The organism is Xanthomonas arboricola pv. juglandis, from assembly GCF_001013475.1.
In the GTDB taxonomy this organism is placed as follows: Bacteria; Pseudomonadota; Gammaproteobacteria; order Xanthomonadales; family Xanthomonadaceae; genus Xanthomonas; species Xanthomonas arboricola.
Map to the genome: position 1 here is coordinate 391,317 of NZ_JZEF01000005.1, position 16,296 is coordinate 407,612.

At 65.0% G+C, this 16,296-nt stretch carries 18 protein-coding genes; 11 read left to right on the forward strand and 7 right to left on the reverse strand.

Annotated elements, in window-relative coordinates; translation table 11 throughout:
• Positions 1 to 42 precede the first annotated feature (42 nt).
• From XARJCFBP2528_RS18900 to XARJCFBP2528_RS18915, 4 genes are all read right to left on the reverse strand, one after another.
• A complete protein-coding gene (locus XARJCFBP2528_RS18900; protein ID WP_016902466.1) occupies positions 43 to 1,005 on the reverse strand; it encodes a DUF1684 domain-containing protein in 963 nt (320 codons plus the stop codon).
• An 88-nt stretch (positions 1,006 to 1,093) separates the two neighbouring features.
• Entirely contained in the window at positions 1,094 to 1,966 is an 873-nt protein-coding gene (locus XARJCFBP2528_RS18905) for a sulfurtransferase (protein WP_016902467.1), read from the reverse strand.
• Positions 1,963 to 2,760, reverse strand: a complete 798-nt coding sequence (locus XARJCFBP2528_RS18910) for a CoA pyrophosphatase (protein ID WP_026064315.1) — start codon at positions 2,758 to 2,760, stop codon at positions 1,963 to 1,965. Before XARJCFBP2528_RS18910 ends, XARJCFBP2528_RS18905 begins: the two co-directional genes overlap by 4 nt.
• Positions 2,761 to 2,878: 118 nt before the next feature.
• Positions 2,879 to 3,577, reverse strand: coding sequence for an FKBP-type peptidyl-prolyl cis-trans isomerase N-terminal domain-containing protein (locus XARJCFBP2528_RS18915; protein ID WP_016902469.1), 699 nt, complete (start codon positions 3,575 to 3,577; stop codon positions 2,879 to 2,881).
• A 163-nt stretch (positions 3,578 to 3,740) separates the two neighbouring features.
• Between XARJCFBP2528_RS18915 and XARJCFBP2528_RS18920 the strand changes: the two genes are divergently transcribed.
• Genes XARJCFBP2528_RS18920 through nth form a run of 3 tightly spaced genes read left to right on the forward strand, consistent with a single transcriptional unit; the run spans position 3,741 to position 5,621 of the window.
• Positions 3,741 to 4,523, forward strand: a complete 783-nt coding sequence (locus XARJCFBP2528_RS18920; protein WP_016902470.1) for an enoyl-CoA hydratase-related protein — start codon at positions 3,741 to 3,743, stop codon at positions 4,521 to 4,523.
• Positions 4,524 to 4,533: 10 nt separating this feature from the next.
• The gene (locus XARJCFBP2528_RS18925) at positions 4,534 to 4,914 is read left to right on the forward strand and encodes a hypothetical protein (protein ID WP_016902471.1); all 381 of its coding nucleotides are present in this window, start codon (positions 4,534 to 4,536) and stop codon (positions 4,912 to 4,914) included.
• Entirely contained in the window at positions 4,911 to 5,621 is a 711-nt protein-coding gene (nth, locus tag XARJCFBP2528_RS18930) for an endonuclease III (protein ID WP_016902472.1), read from the forward strand. The genes XARJCFBP2528_RS18925 and nth overlap by 4 nt, the downstream gene beginning before the upstream one ends.
• A gap of 206 nt (positions 5,622 to 5,827) precedes the next feature.
• Here nth and XARJCFBP2528_RS18935 read toward each other — a convergent pair whose 3' ends face one another.
• The 3 genes from XARJCFBP2528_RS18935 to XARJCFBP2528_RS18945 all read right to left on the reverse strand — a co-directional run bounded on the left by XARJCFBP2528_RS18935 (position 5,828) and on the right by XARJCFBP2528_RS18945 (position 8,447).
• Positions 5,828 to 7,396, reverse strand: coding sequence for a SulP family inorganic anion transporter (locus XARJCFBP2528_RS18935; RefSeq protein ID WP_026064316.1), 1,569 nt, complete (start codon positions 7,394 to 7,396; stop codon positions 5,828 to 5,830).
• Between the two features lie 11 nt (positions 7,397 to 7,407).
• Positions 7,408 to 8,088: a carbonic anhydrase gene (locus XARJCFBP2528_RS18940; protein ID WP_016902474.1), complete on the reverse strand. Its 681-nt coding sequence runs from the start codon at positions 8,086 to 8,088 to the stop codon at positions 7,408 to 7,410.
• Between the two features lie 113 nt (positions 8,089 to 8,201).
• On the reverse strand, positions 8,202 to 8,447 hold the full coding sequence (locus tag XARJCFBP2528_RS18945; RefSeq protein WP_226427117.1) for a hypothetical protein: 246 nt from the start codon (positions 8,445 to 8,447) through the stop codon (positions 8,202 to 8,204).
• Here XARJCFBP2528_RS18945 and XARJCFBP2528_RS24230 point away from each other — a divergent pair.
• From XARJCFBP2528_RS24230 to phoU, 8 genes are all read left to right on the forward strand, one after another.
• A complete protein-coding gene (locus XARJCFBP2528_RS24230) occupies positions 8,346 to 8,765 on the forward strand; it encodes a hypothetical protein (RefSeq protein ID WP_231103907.1) in 420 nt (139 codons plus the stop codon). The two genes, XARJCFBP2528_RS18945 and XARJCFBP2528_RS24230, sit on opposite strands and share 102 nt — an antisense overlap.
• Before the next feature lie 93 nt (positions 8,766 to 8,858).
• Positions 8,859 to 10,109, forward strand: a complete 1,251-nt coding sequence (locus XARJCFBP2528_RS18950; RefSeq protein ID WP_016902476.1) for an OprO/OprP family phosphate-selective porin — start codon at positions 8,859 to 8,861, stop codon at positions 10,107 to 10,109.
• Positions 10,110 to 10,306: 197 nt separating this feature from the next.
• Positions 10,307 to 11,326 carry a phosphate ABC transporter substrate-binding protein PstS gene (pstS, locus tag XARJCFBP2528_RS18955; RefSeq protein WP_026064317.1) on the forward strand — a complete coding sequence of 340 codons (1,020 nt, stop codon included), beginning with the start codon at positions 10,307 to 10,309 and terminating at the stop codon, positions 11,324 to 11,326.
• Positions 11,327 to 11,513: 187 nt separating this feature from the next.
• Positions 11,514 to 12,605, forward strand: a complete 1,092-nt coding sequence (gene pstS, locus XARJCFBP2528_RS18960; protein WP_016902478.1) for a phosphate ABC transporter substrate-binding protein PstS — start codon at positions 11,514 to 11,516, stop codon at positions 12,603 to 12,605.
• A gap of 112 nt (positions 12,606 to 12,717) precedes the next feature.
• Complete coding sequence (pstC, locus tag XARJCFBP2528_RS18965; RefSeq protein WP_006450306.1) at positions 12,718 to 13,692, forward strand: phosphate ABC transporter permease subunit PstC; 975 nt, start codon at positions 12,718 to 12,720, stop codon at positions 13,690 to 13,692.
• Positions 13,692 to 14,555 carry a phosphate ABC transporter permease PstA gene (gene pstA, locus XARJCFBP2528_RS18970; protein WP_039520545.1) on the forward strand — a complete coding sequence of 288 codons (864 nt, stop codon included), beginning with the start codon at positions 13,692 to 13,694 and terminating at the stop codon, positions 14,553 to 14,555. Before pstC ends, pstA begins: the two co-directional genes overlap by 1 nt.
• A 22-nt stretch (positions 14,556 to 14,577) precedes the next feature.
• Positions 14,578 to 15,408 (forward strand): phosphate ABC transporter ATP-binding protein PstB, encoded by an 831-nt coding sequence (gene pstB, locus XARJCFBP2528_RS18975; RefSeq protein ID WP_016902480.1) that lies wholly within the window; start codon positions 14,578 to 14,580, stop codon positions 15,406 to 15,408.
• A 128-nt stretch (positions 15,409 to 15,536) separates the two neighbouring features.
• The gene (gene phoU, locus XARJCFBP2528_RS18980) at positions 15,537 to 16,247 is read left to right on the forward strand and encodes a phosphate signaling complex protein PhoU (protein WP_005994733.1); all 711 of its coding nucleotides are present in this window, start codon (positions 15,537 to 15,539) and stop codon (positions 16,245 to 16,247) included.
• Positions 16,248 to 16,296: the final 49 nt, after the last annotated feature.

Consider the following 16,296-nt stretch of genomic DNA (forward strand, 5'->3'; position numbering starts at 1 on the left):
GTGCTCCATCGAGGCAGCATTCTGCCTCCGCTGGTGCAGCACTCAGCGCTCGGCTGCGCGGTAGGTCTTCTCGCCTGCATTCACCGCCAGATCCAGGCGATTTTCCGGCGATGCGATCGGGCAGACCACGTGCGGCGTCAACGCGCAGGGCGGATTTTCGGCCAGATTGAAGTCGAGCACGAGCCGGCCATCGTGTGGCGGCGCGGTGTAGAGATAACGCGCGCCGCCATAACTTTCCTTGCCGCTGGTGCGATCGGCGAACAGGAAGAACAGGCCCTGCCCGTCGTCGCTGACGATCGGCTGCAAGCGGTATTGCTGGCCATTGCGCGAGAACACCGCCTCGCCCGGCACCTCGACAGTGAGCGGCGTGCCGATCGACGTCAGCAATGTGGTCGTGCGCGGGGTGGGATACGCCTGCCAGCGCGCCTGGATACGCCAGTGCGAATCGGTCGGAAAATATTCCAGCCCGGCGAAATGGCTCAGCAGCGGCGCTGACGGGTCGCGGAAACGCCAGCCGAACAAGCTGCCGGTCTGCACCAGATAGAACTGCCGCCCTTCCACATCCAGGCGATCGCCACGCTGCCCTGCGCGCTCCGGCTCCAGGCGGACGCGATCGACGCGCTGCCCGTTCAAATACACCGGTACATTTGCGGCGGCGTCGAAGTGCACGCGGCCGTCGCCATCCAGCGTCAGCTGCCCCAGCTGCGCAGGACCGGCCGGCAACACCAGATCGCTGCGCGGATCGCTGCCCACCTGATAACGGCCTGCGCGCACACGCCCGGAGCCGGTGTAGCTCAGCCAACCGTCGGGCGCGCGCAAGCGCTGCAAGCGCTGCAAGCGCTCGGCGCGTGCACGTTCGAGTTCGACCTGATACACCGCATGGCGGTCGCTCTGACCACGACCGGCGATGCGCGCACCGTTGGCGTCGGCGGTCGATCCCGCCGAACAGGCAGCCATCGACAGCATCGCGACGCACAGCGCGCCGACCTGCAACTGCAACCGCATGAGTCACCCAGCACTGCGAGAAACTGCGCTCCGCGCAGCGAACCTGCGTCCCCACAGGTCACCGTTCCTGCCGCCATTGTGCCTGCAATCAGGGGCCGGTCGCGACCGGATGTGTCGCATCCTGCAACCAACCGCTCCAGGAGCCGGCGTAGACGCGCGCGCCCGACAAGCCGGCCACTTCCAGCGCCAGCAGCAGATGGCAGGCGGTCACGCCCGAGCCGCACATCACCACTGCCTGTTCGGGGCGATACGCGCCCAGCAGCGCTGACAACTCGCTGCGCAGTTCCTCAGCCGGCTTGAAACGACCATCGCGCAGGCTCACACCCAGCGGACGACTCACCGCACCGGGCACATGCCCGGCCACCGGATCGACCGGCTCCACCTCGCCGCGAAAACGCTCGGCGGCGCGCGCATCCAGCAACCAGCCCGGCGCCTGATCCAGCCGCGCCAGGATCTGCCCGGCCTCGACCACGGCACCGCCATCGAAGCTGCCCGGGTACGCCGCGCCATCGTGCAGTGCAGGCGGCTCGGTGCTTTCCGGCAACCCCGCCGCGCGCCAGGCGGCCAGCCCGCCATCGAGCACCGCCACGCGGCGATGCCCCAGCAACCGCAGCATCCACCATGCCCGCGCCGCGGCCATGCTGCCGTCGGCGGCATCGTAGATCACCACCTGGCTATCCGGGTCGATCCCCCACTCGCCCAGCCGCCTGGCGAATGCGGCGCTGGTCGGCAGCGGATGCCGCCCCTGTGCCGGCTGCGACAGATCGGCCAGATCCCCGTCGAGATCGACGTAGTACGCGCCTGGCAGATGCCCCTGTGCATAAGCCTTGCGCGCTGCATCCGGGTCCGGCGCAGTCGGTGGCGCAGCGCGCGCGTCCAGCAGTCGCAACTGCGGATGCGGCAATGCCGCGGCCAGCGTGGCGCTGTCGACCAGCGTGGTCCAGTGGAGTTCCGCACTCATGCAACCTGCTCCAGACGACGACGAAGATTGAGGAGAATGGCCGCGGTGGCACCCCAGATGCGGTGGCCTGGCCAGTCGTATTCCAGCACGCGGCGTGGCCGGCCGCGAAACTCCAGTTCCACGCTGCGCAGATTGTCAGGGTCCATCAGATAGGCCAACGGCACCTCGAACACCTCGGCCACTTCATCCGGCTGCGGCACCGCCACAAACGCCGGGTCGATCACCGCCACCACCGGGGTGACGCGAAACCCGCTCACGGTCAGAAACGGATCCAGATATCCCAGCGCATGCACCTGGCCGGCACCGAGCGCGATTTCCTCGCAGCTCTCGCGCAAGGCCGCAGCGGCCGCATCCGCATCCGACGGCTCGACCCGGCCACCGGGAAAACTGACCTGTCCGGCATGGTGACGCAGGCTGTCGGTGCGCCGGGTCAGCAGCACCATGGTGCCCTGCGCGCGCGGCACCAGACCGCACAGCACCGCGGCCTCGGCAGACGCGCCGCCTTCGGTCAGGCCGATCAATTCGGCATGATTCCAGCCCGGCCCGTCGGGCGCGGTGTCCAGCGCATACAACGCACGCTGCAGCTGCGCACATTCGGGCAGCCGCGCGGCCAACGCGCGCGCGGGCAGAACCGTGTGCAGATATTCCTGACGTTCGCCGTCGCTCATGCTCATCCAGCGTGCAATTTCATCCAGGCTGCGCAGGCAGCCGACACAGTGCGCCTGCGCGTCCAATGAACATACACCGATACACGGGCTGGGCAGGCCACTGCGGTTCGAATCCGTGTCGCTCATCGCTGGCTCCCGCCGCACCGCATCCTCACGCCGTCCGTCCATCCTGTCGCGCATCCGGTGGACCCAAACGACAACGCCGGCCTGGTGGCCGGCGCTGTCACAGCAACAGCAAACGCAATTACTTGACGCTGACCAGCTTGATCTCGAACTGCACAGCCACGTTCGGCGGGAACGGGGTACGCGGGTCGGCACCGTAGGCCTTCTCCGGCGGCAGGGTCACTTCCCACTTCGAGCCGGCCGGCATCTGCAGCAGCGTGTCGCGCATGGCCTGCATTTCGACTTCGCTAACCTTGATGGCCGGGATCTGCTGCGCCGGACGCGCCTTCTCGCGGTCGCCGAACGGGAACGGACCGGCCACTTCCAGCTGCACGGTGCTGGCCTGGGTCGGCTTGGCGCCCTTGCCGGCTTCGATCACGCGGTACTGCACGCCGCTCGGCAGCGTCTGCACGCCAGCGGTGCCCTTGTTCTTGGCCAGGAACTGGTCGCTCTTGGTCTTGTTGGCAGCAGCGGCTTTGTCGTACTCGGCCTTGGCCTGCTGGGCACGGCCCTGCTCACGCTTCTGGAACGCTTCGACAGCCGGCTTCAGCTGGTCGGCGGTGATCGCCGGCTGCTTCTTGGCATAGGCGTCCTGCAGACCCTTTACCACCGAGTTGATGTCGAGCTGCTCGCCGCGGCCGGTGAGCTCGGCAAGGTTGTTGCCGTAGTCATAGCCGAAGTAGTAGCTCAACTTTCCCTTCTCGGACGTCGTGTCCTGGGCCAGTGCATTGCCCGTCAGGGCCAGGGCCGCCACAGCGACCGCGATAGAACGCAACTTCATCAAACAATTCTCCAGGGTGGTGGCACAGGACGGGTCTGCCGCCTGAGATGACGCGCTAGGATAGCGGCCGCGATAGCGAACCGCTACTTATCACGAAAGCTATGACCAGCAAGGCTTTCGGAAGTTCCGTATTTACTAATTTTTTACGTTCGTAAGGATTTCCATGTCCAATCACGTCATTCTGATCGCCGACCACGCCAGTGTACGGACGATCACGGTCAATCGACCGGACAAACTGAACGCCTTGAACCAGGAAACGCTGCAGGCGCTGGATCACGCCTTCGCCGAGGCAGCGAGCGCGGACGACATCCGCGTGGTGGTATTGACCGGTGCCGGCCCCAAGGCGTTTGTCGCCGGCGCGGACATCGCCGAAATGCGTGGCCTGTCGGCGATGCAGGGCCGCGAGTTCTCGCTGCTCGGCCAGCAGCTGATGCGCCGGATCGAGCGCATGCCCAAGCCGGTGATCGCCATGGTTAATGGCTTTGCACTCGGCGGCGGGCTGGAGCTGGCGATGGCCTGCCATCTGCGCATCGCCAGCTCCAGCGCGCGCCTGGGGCAGCCGGAAATCAATCTCGGCCTGATCCCCGGCTTCGGCGGCACGCAACGGCTGTTGCGTCTGACCGGGCGAGCGGCAGCCCTGGAACTGTGCCTGCTCGGCCTACCGATCGATGCCGCGCGCGCGTTCCAGTTGGGTCTGGTCAATCGCGTAGTCGAGCCGGAGGCATTGCAGGACGAAACCCTCGCCCTGGCACAACGCCTGGCGGCCGCCGCACCGCTCGCGCTGCGCGGCATCCTGGATGCGGTGGTGTTCGGTGGCGAATGCGCCATCGAAGAAGGCCTGCAGCTGGAAACCGCGCAATTTGCGCTGTTGTTCGCCAGCGACGACATGCGCGAAGGCACCGGCGCCTTTCTCGAAAAACGCCCCGCGCACTTTCTCAACCGCTGATCGGCCTGCCATGACGTTCAACCCCACACCGGCACCACGTCCACTGGCCCTGCAGCTGTTCGACTGCGTCCACGCCGACGATCTTGATCGTGCGTTGGCACTGGGCCTGATGGAGTACCGGCCCGATCCACGCGACGACCTGCTGGATCCGGCCTGCCCGCAGCTGAGCGCGGTGCTGCTGGCCGCACAACAACGGCTGCGTGATGCCTGGGCAGCACGCGACCGCTACCGTGCACGCGCCGCACGCCTGCAACGTCGCGCTGCCGAACGCGATGCACGCCGGACGCCTGCAGCGGCGCCCAGCCAACCGGCGGCCGCCGCATTACCGCCGCTGGCTGCGGCCATCCTGGCGCGCGCCAAGGCCAAGGCCGCTGGTGGAGCACAGCCATGAACGCGATCCACGTCACCGCGCCGGCACGGCGCGGCAGCAGCATGCGCAAGCCCGAAATACAGGAGATGTTCGCGCGCCTGCGCGAGCTCAATCCGCACCCGACCACCGAGCTGGAATACACCACGCCGTTCGAGTTGCTGATCGCGGTGCTGCTGTCGGCACAAGCCACCGATGTCGGCGTCAACAAGGCCACCCGCAAGCTGTATCCGGTGGCCAATACCCCGCGCGATATTCTCGACCTGGGCGAAGAAGGCCTGAAGCGCTACATCGCCACCATCGGCCTGTTCAACGCCAAGGCCAAGAACGTCATCGCCACCTGCAGGATCCTGCTGGAGCAATACGGCGGCGAGGTGCCGCACGATCGCGCTGCGCTGGAGGCCTTACCCGGCGTCGGCCGCAAGACCGCCAACGTCGTGCTCAACACCGCGTTCGGCGAGCCCACCATGGCGGTGGACACACATATCTTCCGCGTCGCCAACCGCACCGGTCTTGCGCCGGGCAAGGACGTGCGCGCGGTCGAGGACAAACTGGTCAAGGTCATTCCTGCCGAATTCCTGCACGACGCACACCACTGGCTCATCCTGCACGGCCGCTACGTCTGCAAGGCACGCAAACCCGATTGCCCAGGCTGCGTGATCCACGACCTATGCCGCTACCGCGACAAGACCCCCGCACCCGCCGAAAGGCAGACAACAGTAAAAGGCTAACCAGCCGTCACGGCAACCAACCCGCAAAACCAACGCCAAGCAATCATGCCGGCAAAGCCTGCGTGTGCTTTTACGAATCCCAAATCCCAAATCCCCAATCCCCGCCCAAAAAAAATCGCGACCGGGATGATGCGTCTTGCGGCGCCATGCATCACCCGGTCACGATAGATGTCACCCGGCGCGAGCGCCGGGCGTCTGCAGCAGGTCTACGCCGCCTTGGCTTGCTCCACGCGCTGTTCGACCAGCGTGCTTTCCACCGTCGGCTGGCCTTCCACGCGTCGATCCAGCTCGTTCCAGTCCACTACCAGCTCGCAGCCGCGCGAGGCCGCATTCCGGCTCCAGTCGCGCAGCAACTCGATGCAGGCGTGGTCGACGTGATGCAGCTTGGCCACGTCCAGATGCAATGCGGTGTTCGGCGGTACGCTTTCCAGCGTACGCGCCATCGCCGGCACCTTCAGGAACGTTGCCGAGCCCTGCAGGGTCAGATGCATCTCGTCCTTCTTGTGCTCGTGCTCACGCACGTCCACCTTCAGGCGCGAAGAATGCAGGGCCAGACGGAACAACGACAGGCCGAAGCCGATCAGCACGCCGGTCAGCAGGTCGGTCGCCACGATCGCGAAGGTGGTCGCCAGGTAGATCGCCGCGGTGCCCCGACCATAGGTCGCCAGCTCCTTGACCTGCCCGATCTTGATCATCTTCACGCCCGTGTAGACCAAGATGCCGGCCAGACACGCCACCGGCGTCATCCGCAACAGCCATGGCAGCAGCATCGCGAACACCAGCAACCAGCCGCCATGCAGCACCGTGGACATGCGCGTGGCCGCACCGGCCTGCACATTGGCCGCGCTACGCACGATCACGCCGGTCATCGGCAATGCGCCCAGGAAGCCGCACAGCATATTGCCCACACCCTGCGCCGCCAGCTCACGGTCGTACTGCGTACGCGCGCCCTGGTGCATGCGATCCACCGCCGCCGCCGACAGCAAGGTCTCTGCGCTGGCGATGAAGGCAAAGGTCACCGCCGACACCAGCAAGGTCGCATTGAACACGCCGAAGATGTCCGCCACGCTGGGGATGCTGATCGCCGAGAACAGATTGGTCGGCACGTCGACCTTGTTGACGTTCAGGCCCTGCAACTGCACCGTCGCCGTGACCACCACCACCGCGATCAACGCACCCGGCAGAAAGCGCAGACGCTGCGGACGCAGCTTGTCCCATGCCAGGATGATGCCGATGGTGGCCAGGCCCACGAACAACGCGGTGCGGCCGGTCCCTTCGCTGATCGCCTGCCACACAACAGCCGGCAATGCAGCGAAGTTTTCCAGACCGCGCGCCTTGGGAGCGGCGTCCATCAGCACATGCGCCTGCGAGGCCACGATCAGGATGCCGATGCCCGACAACATACCGGCCACCACGGCCGGCGACGTCATCCGAAACCACACGCCTGCGCGGCACAGACCGGCAACCAACTGAATCGCACCGGCCAGCAGGATCACCGGACCGAGGGCGGCAATGCCGTGCTCGCGGACCAGTTCGAACACCAACACAGCCAGGCCGGCGGCCGGTCCGCTCACCTGCAGAGGAGAGCCCGCCAGGAAGCCGACGACCAGCCCACCGATGATGCCGGTGATCAGGCCTGCGGCCGGCGGCATGCCGGAAGCGATCGCAATGCCCATACACAACGGGAGCGCGACGAGGAAGACCACGACAGACGACAACAAATCACGTCCGAACAGTCCCTGGCGGAAATATCCGCCGATACCTGATGTGTTCATGATGTGCTCCGTCAGGCGAGTTCAGCGCGCACGACTTGCTGCAGTCGCGGACGTGGGGTGGCTTCGGGGGTGTTGTCCGCCAACAACGGACGGAAGCCACCCTTCTCGGCATCGAAGGCGCGGATCTCGCCGTGGGCGATGTCATAGATCCAGCCATGGATGCGCAAGGTACCGGCCGCCAGACGCGCGGCGACCACCGGCTGCGTCCGCAGATGGTCCAGCTGCGAGACCACGTTCTCTTCGGTCATGCAGCTCAACGCTTCCTGGCTGTGCGGATCGTGCCCGTGATGGGCAGTGACGTGACGCGCTGCATCGGTGTGCTTGAGCCAGGCCGCCACGGACGGCACGTCTTCCAGCGATTCCGGCTTGAGCACCGCCTTCATTGCGCCGCAGTCGGTATGACCGCAGATCACGATGTGCCGCACGCCCAGTACGGCGATGGCATATTCGATCGCCGCAACCACGCCGCTGACGTGCTGGGAGTAAGGCGGCACCACATTGCCGATGTTGCGATAGACGAACAATTCGCCCGGCTGTGCGGAGAAGATCAGCTCCGGCATGACACGCGAGTCGGCGCAGGTGATGAACAAGGTATGCGGACTCTGGCCGCCGGCCAATTCCTGAAAGCGCGCACTCTGGCGCGGATACACTTCCTTACGGAAATGACGAAAACCTTCTAGCAAACTTTCCATGGGAGATACCTCTAGGCAACGAATGGCCATCCGCGGCGCAAACCGCGAAGTGCAAAGACGAACAAATCAAAGGAAGCCGGTGCGCTGCACCGGTTGACGCGACTAATGAAGGATCAGGCGCGCACTGCGTTGGGAGGACGCAGTTGCGGGATCAGGTCGCGTTTTTGAGTTGCCGGCGCGTAATGCGCGTACCAGGAGGGGAAATAACGTGCGACCACCGGCCATGCCTGGGAGAGCAAGGGGATATCGTCTGCAGAATGGGTATCGACCTGGGTCTGTGCGTCCCCGTCGCCCTGCAGATCATCGGCTGCGTCACGTTCTTCGCCAGCATCCGCCATTACCGCCACGCCGTCGCCCACAAGCGCATCGTGGATGCGGCTGTGCGCATCGGCCGCCGACCACGCAGTGAGCGCGAGCAGGCAGACCAACAGCAATTGGAGGAATCGGGGAAACATGGCCTCGAAACTAACAATTTAGAACGCGCCTATGCAAGTGGTGCGACGCACAAAGCGCTTGATACGCCACAGTTCCACCTGGTTGGTTCAGGTCGCAATAAGCTTGAGCTCGCTGAAACGGTGAACCACGCCACTGTCACATCTGTCATACGACGCGGTCCGTTCAGACTCATGACACACGATGACAAAAAACAAACACGCGTAAATCTTTGTCTTTGTTGACAAAAATCAGATTGCAACGCGATCTGAAGTTGTCACATTAACGCAACTTTCACGCCATAGCCTGCGCTCACTTTCTCAGGTCGCAAGGCAAATATGAAACTTTCTCCCACCCTGCTTGGCTCCGCCCTGCTGCTGGCGCTGGCCGCACCCGCTGCGCACGCCGAAATCGCCATCGACGTGATCGGCGGCTCGGAGATGTCGCTCGAAGGCCTGGTCCAGGCCGACGGCAACTGGTTCCACAACGATGTGCAGGACCTCAATGGCCCGATCGGTGCCAACGGCGACAATTCCGAATTCAGCATCCGCCGTGCCGAGCTGGTGCTCAAGGGCAAGGGCCCGGGCAATTTCGAATGGGTGGCCGGTTACGACCCGAGCGTGCTGAAGGAAGTCACCATCCGCGGCACCACCATCCGCAGCACCGGGCGTTTCCTCGACAACAACATCAAGTACAAGTTCGCCGGCAACGCCAACAACTACCTGCAGGTCGGCCAGTTCAAGCAGCCCAACAGCCTGGAAGAGCTGTCCAGCACCAAGAACAACGACTTCGTCTCCAAGGCCGCGGTGACCAACACCTACGGCATCTCGCGCCGGCTGGGCGTGGCCTACGGCATGGGCGACAACGACTGGAGCATCACCGCCAGTGCGTTCGGCCGCGAACTGACCCGCAACCAGGCACACGGCAGCGGCTACGGCGCGCGCGGCACCTGGGCGCCGATCAACGAGAGCGGCAATGTGCTGCACTTCGGTTTGAGCTACCTGGGTTACGACACCGACGACGACACCCTGCGCCTGCGCGCACGCCCGGACGCCGACCTGACCACGGTGCGCCTGATCGACAGCGGCGCCATCACCAACGTGGACAGCGTGGGTGTGGCCGGAGCCGAGGCGATGTGGATCACCGGCCCGTTCAAGCTGCAGAGCGAATTCTTCCAGGAAAACGCCAAGCGCATCGGCAACAACGCCAACGATTACAAGAGTGACGGCTGGTACGTCAGCGGCGTCTGGAACATCACCGGCGAGACCTGGGGCTACAAGGCCGGCGTGCCGACCACCCCGCTGCCGAACGCGCCGGCCTCGGGGATGTGGCAGCTGGCGGTGCGCTACGACACCCTGGACCTCAACGACGGCCACTTGGTCTCCAACGGCACCACCCCGTTCGTAGACGGCGTGCTGGGCGGCAAGATGGATGTGTGGACGATCGGTGCCAACTGGTACTGGCGCTCCAACTTCAAGTTCGCACTCGACTACGCGAAGGTGGAAAGCACCCGTTACAACAGCGCCACGCGTGGCCTGGTCGACGACAACCCGTCGATCATCGAGGCACGTGCGCAGTTCTATTGGTAAGTGCGCGCTGGATCGGCCGCCGTGCGGCGCTCCCGTGAGCGCGCCACGGCGGCAACCATCCTGATCCGACCCGGCAACGCGCCCCGCCGCAACGCCGTCATCTGCATGTCATCTCCCGGACACCGCGCCGTCATGCCCCTGCCCTGCAATGGCACGACTGCGGGACGTCCTCATCCCTTCGCTACAGGAGCTGTTCCGTGATCCACTCTATGAAGACCCGTCTGGCCGTCGGCGTGCTCACCGCCTCGCTGGCCTTGTGCGCCCAGGCCGCCGATGTCACCGGCGCCGGTGCGTCGTTCATCTACCCGGTGATGTCCAAGTGGTCGGCCGACTACAACGCGGCCACCAAGAAGCAGGTCAACTATCAATCGATCGGTTCGGGCGGCGGCATTGCCCAGATCAAGGCAGCCAGCGTGGATTTCGGCTCGTCCGATGCGCCGCTCAAGCCTGAAGAACTGGCCGCGGCCGGCCTGGCGCAATTCCCGTCGGTGATCGGCGGCGTGGTGCCGGTGGTCAACGTGCCCGGCGTGGCGGCAGGCGCGCTGAAGCTGGACGGCAAGACCCTGGGCGACATCTTCCTGGGCAAGGTCAGCACCTGGAACGACCCGGCGATCGCCGCGCTCAACCCGGGCGTCAAGCTGCCCGACGGCAAGATCACCGTGGTGCATCGCTCCGACGGTTCGGGCACCAGCTTCAACTTCACCAACTACCTGTCCAAGGTCAACCCGGACTGGAAGGGCAAGGTCGGCGAAGGCACCGCGGTGCAGTGGCCGACCGGCATCGGCGGCAAGGGCAACGAAGGCGTGGCCGCGTACGTGAAGCAGATCAAGGGCGGCATCGGCTACGTCGAGCTGTCGTATGCGCTGCAGAACAAGATGGCCTACACCGCGATGAAGAACGCCGCCGGCAAGTTCGTGCAGCCGTCCGACGAGACCTTTGCCGCCGCCGCCAACAGCGCCGACTGGGGCAACAGCAAGGACTTCTATCTGGTGATGACCAACGCCTCCGGCGACAACGCCTGGCCGATCACCGCCACTAACTTCATCCTGGTGCAGAAGAAGCCCAAGAATCCGGCCGGCCTCAAGAACACGCTGGAGTTCTTCCGCTGGGTCTACAGCAAGGGCGATGCGCAGGCCAAGCAGCTGGACTACGTGCCGCTGCCGGACAGCCTGGTGACCCAGATCGAAGGCTACTGGACCAAGAACCTGCCCAAGTAACCCCAGCCACAGCGACAGGAACGACGTCGTCTCTCTCCCCGGCGTCGGCACCGGGACGCGGCCCCCACGGGGTCGCGTCTTTTTTGTGATGCCTTCTCCAAAAGGCACTGTCATGCACGTGTAACAAAAACATCATTTCATAGCGTGGTCTGCCGGGTCCCCCGGCCAACCCAGCCTCGGAGCTTCCATGAAACTGCAGTCGGCCAGCCTGACCGCCCTGTCCCTCACCATCGCCCTCGCCCTGGCCGCTTGCTCGCCCGGCAAGGATGCGCAGTCCGGCGACACCGCCAAGGGTGCCACCGCCGCAGGTGCCACCGCTGGCGACAGCAAGAGTGCCGAGATCTCCGGCGCCGGTGCCTCCTTCATCTATCCGCTGGTCTCCAAGTGGTCGGCCGACTACAACGCCGCCACCGGCAACAAGGTGAACTACCAGTCGATCGGCTCCGGCGGCGGTATCGCGCAGATCAAGGCCGGCACGGTGGACTTCGGTTCGACCGACAAGCCGCTGGACAGCGCCGAACTGCAGCAGGCCGGCCTGGGCCAGTTCCCGTCGGCGATCGGCGGCGTGGTGCCGGTGGTGAACCTGGAAGGCATCGCACCGGGCAAGCTGCGCCTGACCGGCGCGCTGCTGGGCGACATCTTCCTGGGCAAGGTCACGATGTGGAACGACGCGGCGATCGTCGCGGCCAATCCGGGCGTAACCCTGCCGGCGACCAAGATCAACCTGGTGCATCGCTCCGACGGTTCGGGCACCACCTTCAACTTCTCCAACTACCTGTCCAAGGTCAGCCCGGAGTGGAAGAGCAAGGTCGGCGAAGGCACCTCGGTGCAGTGGCCGGGTGGCGTCGGCGGCAAGGGCAACGAAGGCGTGGCCTCGTACGTGCAGCAGATCAAGGGTTCGATCGGGTATGTCGAACTGGCCTACGCCCTGCAGAACAAGATGCCCTACGCCTCGCTGCAGAATGCGGCAGGCCAGTGGGTGGAGCCGAATGCGGAAAGCTTCGCCGCCGCTGCCGCCAGCGCCGACTGGGCCAACGCCAAGGATTTCAACCTGGTGATCACCAACGCACCGGGCGAGAAGGCCTGGCCGATCACCGCGACCAACTTCATGCTGATGCACAAGCAGCCCAAGGATGCGGCGCGCAGCAAGGCGACGCTGGACTTCTTCAAGTGGGCGCTGGACAACGGCCAGGCCCAGGCCAGCGAGCTGCATTACGTGCCGCTGCCGCCGGAACTGGTCAAGCAGATCCAGGCCTACTGGGCCAGCGAGTTCAAGTGATGCCCTGCACCCGCTGTCATGGCGGGTTGCGCTGCGGTGAGGTGCCTGCGGGCGCCTCGCCGTTCCTGCTGTCTCACGCTCCCGCCAGTGCGCGGGTGACGAGTCCAATCGAATGAATGCCACCGCCATTCCCGAAGCGATGACCGCCCCGCGCGGCCGCGACCTGCGCGATGCACGTGCCGATCGCCTGTTCAAGCTTGCGCTGGCCGCCACGGTCGTCTTCGTCCTGTTGGCGCTCGGCAGCGCCGCGCTGTCGATGCTGTGGGGCGGGCGCCATGCCTTGCAGATGCAGGGCCTGAGCTTTTTCTATTCCGCCGACTGGAATCCGGTGGAAAACAAATACGGCGCGCTGGCGCCGATCTACGGCACCCTGGTCACCGCATTGATTGCGATGGTGATTGCGGTGCCGGTGAGTTTCGGTATCGCGTTCTTCCTCACCGAGGTGGCGCCGCGCTGGTTGCGCGGCCCGGTCGGCACCGCCATCGAACTGCTGGCCGGCATCCCGTCGATCATCTACGGCATGTGGGGCCTGTTCGTGCTGGTGCCGGTGATGACGGAGCATGTGACGCCCTGGCTCAACGATCACCTGGGCACGCTGCCGTTGATCGGCCCGTTGTTCCAGGGCCCGCCGTTGGGAATCGGGTTGCTGACCGCAGGCTTCGTGCTGGCGATCATGGTGATTCCGTTCATCTCCTCGGTGATGCGCGAGGTGTTCCTGACCGTGCCGACGCGCCTGAAGGAATCGGCGTACGCGCTGGGGTCGACCAAGTGGGAAGTCAGCTGGGACATCGTGCTGCCCTATACCCGCTCTGCGGTGATCGGCGGCGTGTTCCTGGGCCTGGGCCGTGCGCTGGGCGAAACCATGGCAGTGGCGTTCGTGGTCGGCAACACGGTGCGGCTGTCGCCGTCGCTGCTGGAGCCCGGCACCACCATCGCCGCGCTGATCGCCAATGACTTCGGCGAGGCCACCGAAACCTATCGCTCGGCATTGCTGCTGCTGGGCTTTGTCTTGTTCATCGTGACCTTCATCGTGCTGGCGATTGCGCGCTTCATGCTGATGCAGCTGTCGCGTCGGGAGGGCAACTGATGTCCTCGGTCTCGCAATCGTTGTACAACCGCCGCCGCGTGACCAACGCGATCGCACTGTTGCTGTCCTGCGTCACCGCGGTGTTCGGCCTATTCTTCCTGGGCTGGATCCTGTGGACCTTGTTGTCCAAGGGCGTGCCGGGTATCGACGTCAACCTGTTTACCAAGATGACACCGCCGCCGATGCAGGAAGGCGGCCTGCTCAATGCCTTCTTCGGCAGTGCGGTGATGTGCGGCCTGGCGCTGGCGATCGGCACGCCACTGGGCATTGCCGCCGGCACCTGGCTGGCCGAATACGGCAATGCACGCAAGGCCGGGTTGGTGGTGCGCTTCGTCAACGACATCTTGTTGTCGGCACCGTCGATCGTGCTGGGGTTGTTCGTCTACACGCTGTACGTGATGCAGACCGGCGGGCGCTTCTCCGCGTTTGCCGGCGCGCTGTCGCTGGCCTTCATCGTGCTGCCGGTGGTGGTGCGCACCACCGACGAAATGCTGCGCCTGGTACCGGCGCAGATGCGCGAAGCGGCGTTGTCGCTGGGCATCCCGCAGTGGAAGGTCACCGTGCAGGTGCTATATCGCGCCGCCTCGGCCGGCATCCTCACCGGCATCCTGCTGGCCCTGGCCCGCATCAGCGGCGAGACCGCGCCGTTGCTGTTCACCGCCTTCGGCAATCAGTACTGGAACAGCAATGTGTTCCAGCCGATGGCCAGCGTACCGGTGATCATGAATCAGTTCGCCGGCAGCCCCTACGAGACCTGGCAGACCCTGGCCTGGTCCGGCGCGCTGGTGCTGACCGTGTTCGTACTGCTGGTGAGCCTGGGCGCGCGCGCCCTGCTACTGCGCAACAAGATTTCCAATGACTGACCTCTCCCTCCGGACACCCGACATGAACGATCTCCAAAACGCCATGCCGATGCATCGCATCGCCGTTCCGGCCGCCAAGGGAGCACCGGCCGCGCAGGCGCCGGTGAAAGTGGCCGCACGCAATCTGGACTTCTATTACGACAAGTACCACGCGCTCAAGGGCATCAACATCGAGATTCCGGAAAAGCGCGTCACCGCGCTGATCGGGCCGTCGGGTTGCGGCAAGTCCACCCTGCTGCGCATCTTCAACCGCATCTATGCGCTGTATCCGAAGATGGAAGCGCGCGGCGAAGTGCTGCTGGACAACGAAAACATCCTGTCGCCGAAGTACCCGATGAACCGGCTGCGCAGCAAGGTCGGCATGGTGTTCCAGAAGCCGGTGCCGTTTCCGATGACGATCTTCGAAAACGTCGCCTACGGCATCCGCCACCACGAAAAACTGTCCAAGGCCGACATGCAGAACCGGGTCGAGCAGGCGCTGCGCCAGGGCGCGTTGTGGGACGAGGTCAAGGACAAGCTGGGGCAAAGCGCGCTGGGCCTGTCCGGCGGTCAGCAGCAGCGGCTGTGCATCGCCCGCGCGGTGGCGCTGCGCCCGGACGTGCTGCTGCTGGACGAACCGACCTCGGCGCTCGATCCGATTTCCACCAGCCGTATCGAGCAGCTGGTGGAGGAGCTCAAGCGCGAATACACCATCGTGATCGTGACCCACAACATGCAGCAGGCGGCACGTGTCTCCGACTACACCGCCTTCATGTACCTGGGCGACCTGATCGAGCATGACCGCACCGAAACGATTTTCTCCCAGCCGTCCAAGCAGCAGACCGAGGACTACATCACCGGCCGTTTCGGTTGATGTAAGGCGGGCCATCGCAATGCCGCATTGACGTAGCTCCGCCGCACTGCCCGGCACGACATTTGCATCACCTGCGATGTCGCCAGGGTTACGGCGGACATCCACCACCGCCACGAATCGAGATCACGATGAACCAGCACCTCAACGACCATATCGTCAAAAGCTACGACGAGGAGCAGCACCGTCTTGTCGCCGAGATCGTGCGCATGGGCGACACGGCGGTGGCGCAGCTGGAAGCCGCACTGGATGTGGTGGAGCGTCGCGACGACAACGCCGCGCATCGCATCGTGGTCAACGACGAGGCGATCGATGCGCTGGAGCATGCGATCAGCCACGACGTGATGCGGCTGGCGTTGCGTGGGCCGATGGCGCGCGACCTGCGCGAGATCCTGGCCGGCCTGCGCATTCCGGCCGATATCGAACGCATCGGCGATTACGCGGCCAATGTCGCCAAGCGCTCGATCGCGCTCAATTCCGCACCGCCGCTGCCGCAGACGGTGGGCCTGCGTGCGCTCGGCCAGATGGCCGCCGATGCCGTGCGCGAAGCGGTGCAGGCGTACCGCAACAAGGATGCCGATGCGGCGATTCGCGTACGCGACGAAGATGCACGCCTGGATGCGCAATACACCGCGCTGTTCCGCGAGCTGCTGACCTACATGATGGAAGACCCGCGCAACATCACTCCCTGCACGCACCTGCTGTTCATGGCCAAGAACCTGGAGCGCATCGGCGACCACGCCACCAACATCGCCGAGAACGTGTGGTTCCTGGTCCATGGCGAACAGCCGCTGCCGCCGCGCCTGAAGCGCGACGACACCAGCACCACCGGCGTCATCTGATCGCAACAAGTGCCGGCGGCATCTGCCGGCACAGGTCGCAACGCCTTAT

What these genes read in the sequence shown, in the direction of transcription:
- XARJCFBP2528_RS18900 (WP_016902466.1), bottom strand. Translation starts at nt 1,005, where the DNA reads ATGCGGTTGCAGTTGCAGGTCGGCGCGCTGTGCGTCGCGATGCTGTCG.
- XARJCFBP2528_RS18905 (WP_016902467.1), bottom strand. Translation starts at nt 1,966, where the DNA reads ATGAGTGCGGAACTCCACTGGACCACGCTGGTCGACAGCGCCACGCTG.
- XARJCFBP2528_RS18910 (WP_026064315.1), bottom strand. Translation starts at nt 2,760, where the DNA reads ATGAGCGACACGGATTCGAACCGCAGTGGCCTGCCCAGCCCGTGTATC.
- XARJCFBP2528_RS18915 (WP_016902469.1), bottom strand. Translation starts at nt 3,577, where the DNA reads ATGAAGTTGCGTTCTATCGCGGTCGCTGTGGCGGCCCTGGCCCTGACG.
- XARJCFBP2528_RS18920 (WP_016902470.1), top strand. Translation starts at nt 3,741, where the DNA reads ATGTCCAATCACGTCATTCTGATCGCCGACCACGCCAGTGTACGGACG.
- XARJCFBP2528_RS18925 (WP_016902471.1), top strand. Translation starts at nt 4,534, where the DNA reads ATGACGTTCAACCCCACACCGGCACCACGTCCACTGGCCCTGCAGCTG.
- nth (WP_016902472.1), top strand. Translation starts at nt 4,911, where the DNA reads ATGAACGCGATCCACGTCACCGCGCCGGCACGGCGCGGCAGCAGCATG.
- XARJCFBP2528_RS18935 (WP_026064316.1), bottom strand. Translation starts at nt 7,396, where the DNA reads ATGAACACATCAGGTATCGGCGGATATTTCCGCCAGGGACTGTTCGGA.
- XARJCFBP2528_RS18940 (WP_016902474.1), bottom strand. Translation starts at nt 8,088, where the DNA reads ATGGAAAGTTTGCTAGAAGGTTTTCGTCATTTCCGTAAGGAAGTGTAT.
- XARJCFBP2528_RS24230 (WP_231103907.1), top strand. Translation starts at nt 8,346, where the DNA reads ATGGGTATCGACCTGGGTCTGTGCGTCCCCGTCGCCCTGCAGATCATC.
- XARJCFBP2528_RS18950 (WP_016902476.1), top strand. Translation starts at nt 8,859, where the DNA reads ATGAAACTTTCTCCCACCCTGCTTGGCTCCGCCCTGCTGCTGGCGCTG.
- pstS (WP_016902478.1), top strand. Translation starts at nt 11,514, where the DNA reads ATGAAACTGCAGTCGGCCAGCCTGACCGCCCTGTCCCTCACCATCGCC.
- pstC (WP_006450306.1), top strand. Translation starts at nt 12,718, where the DNA reads ATGAATGCCACCGCCATTCCCGAAGCGATGACCGCCCCGCGCGGCCGC.
- pstA (WP_039520545.1), top strand. Translation starts at nt 13,692, where the DNA reads ATGTCCTCGGTCTCGCAATCGTTGTACAACCGCCGCCGCGTGACCAAC.
- pstB (WP_016902480.1), top strand. Translation starts at nt 14,578, where the DNA reads ATGAACGATCTCCAAAACGCCATGCCGATGCATCGCATCGCCGTTCCG.
- phoU (WP_005994733.1), top strand. Translation starts at nt 15,537, where the DNA reads ATGAACCAGCACCTCAACGACCATATCGTCAAAAGCTACGACGAGGAG.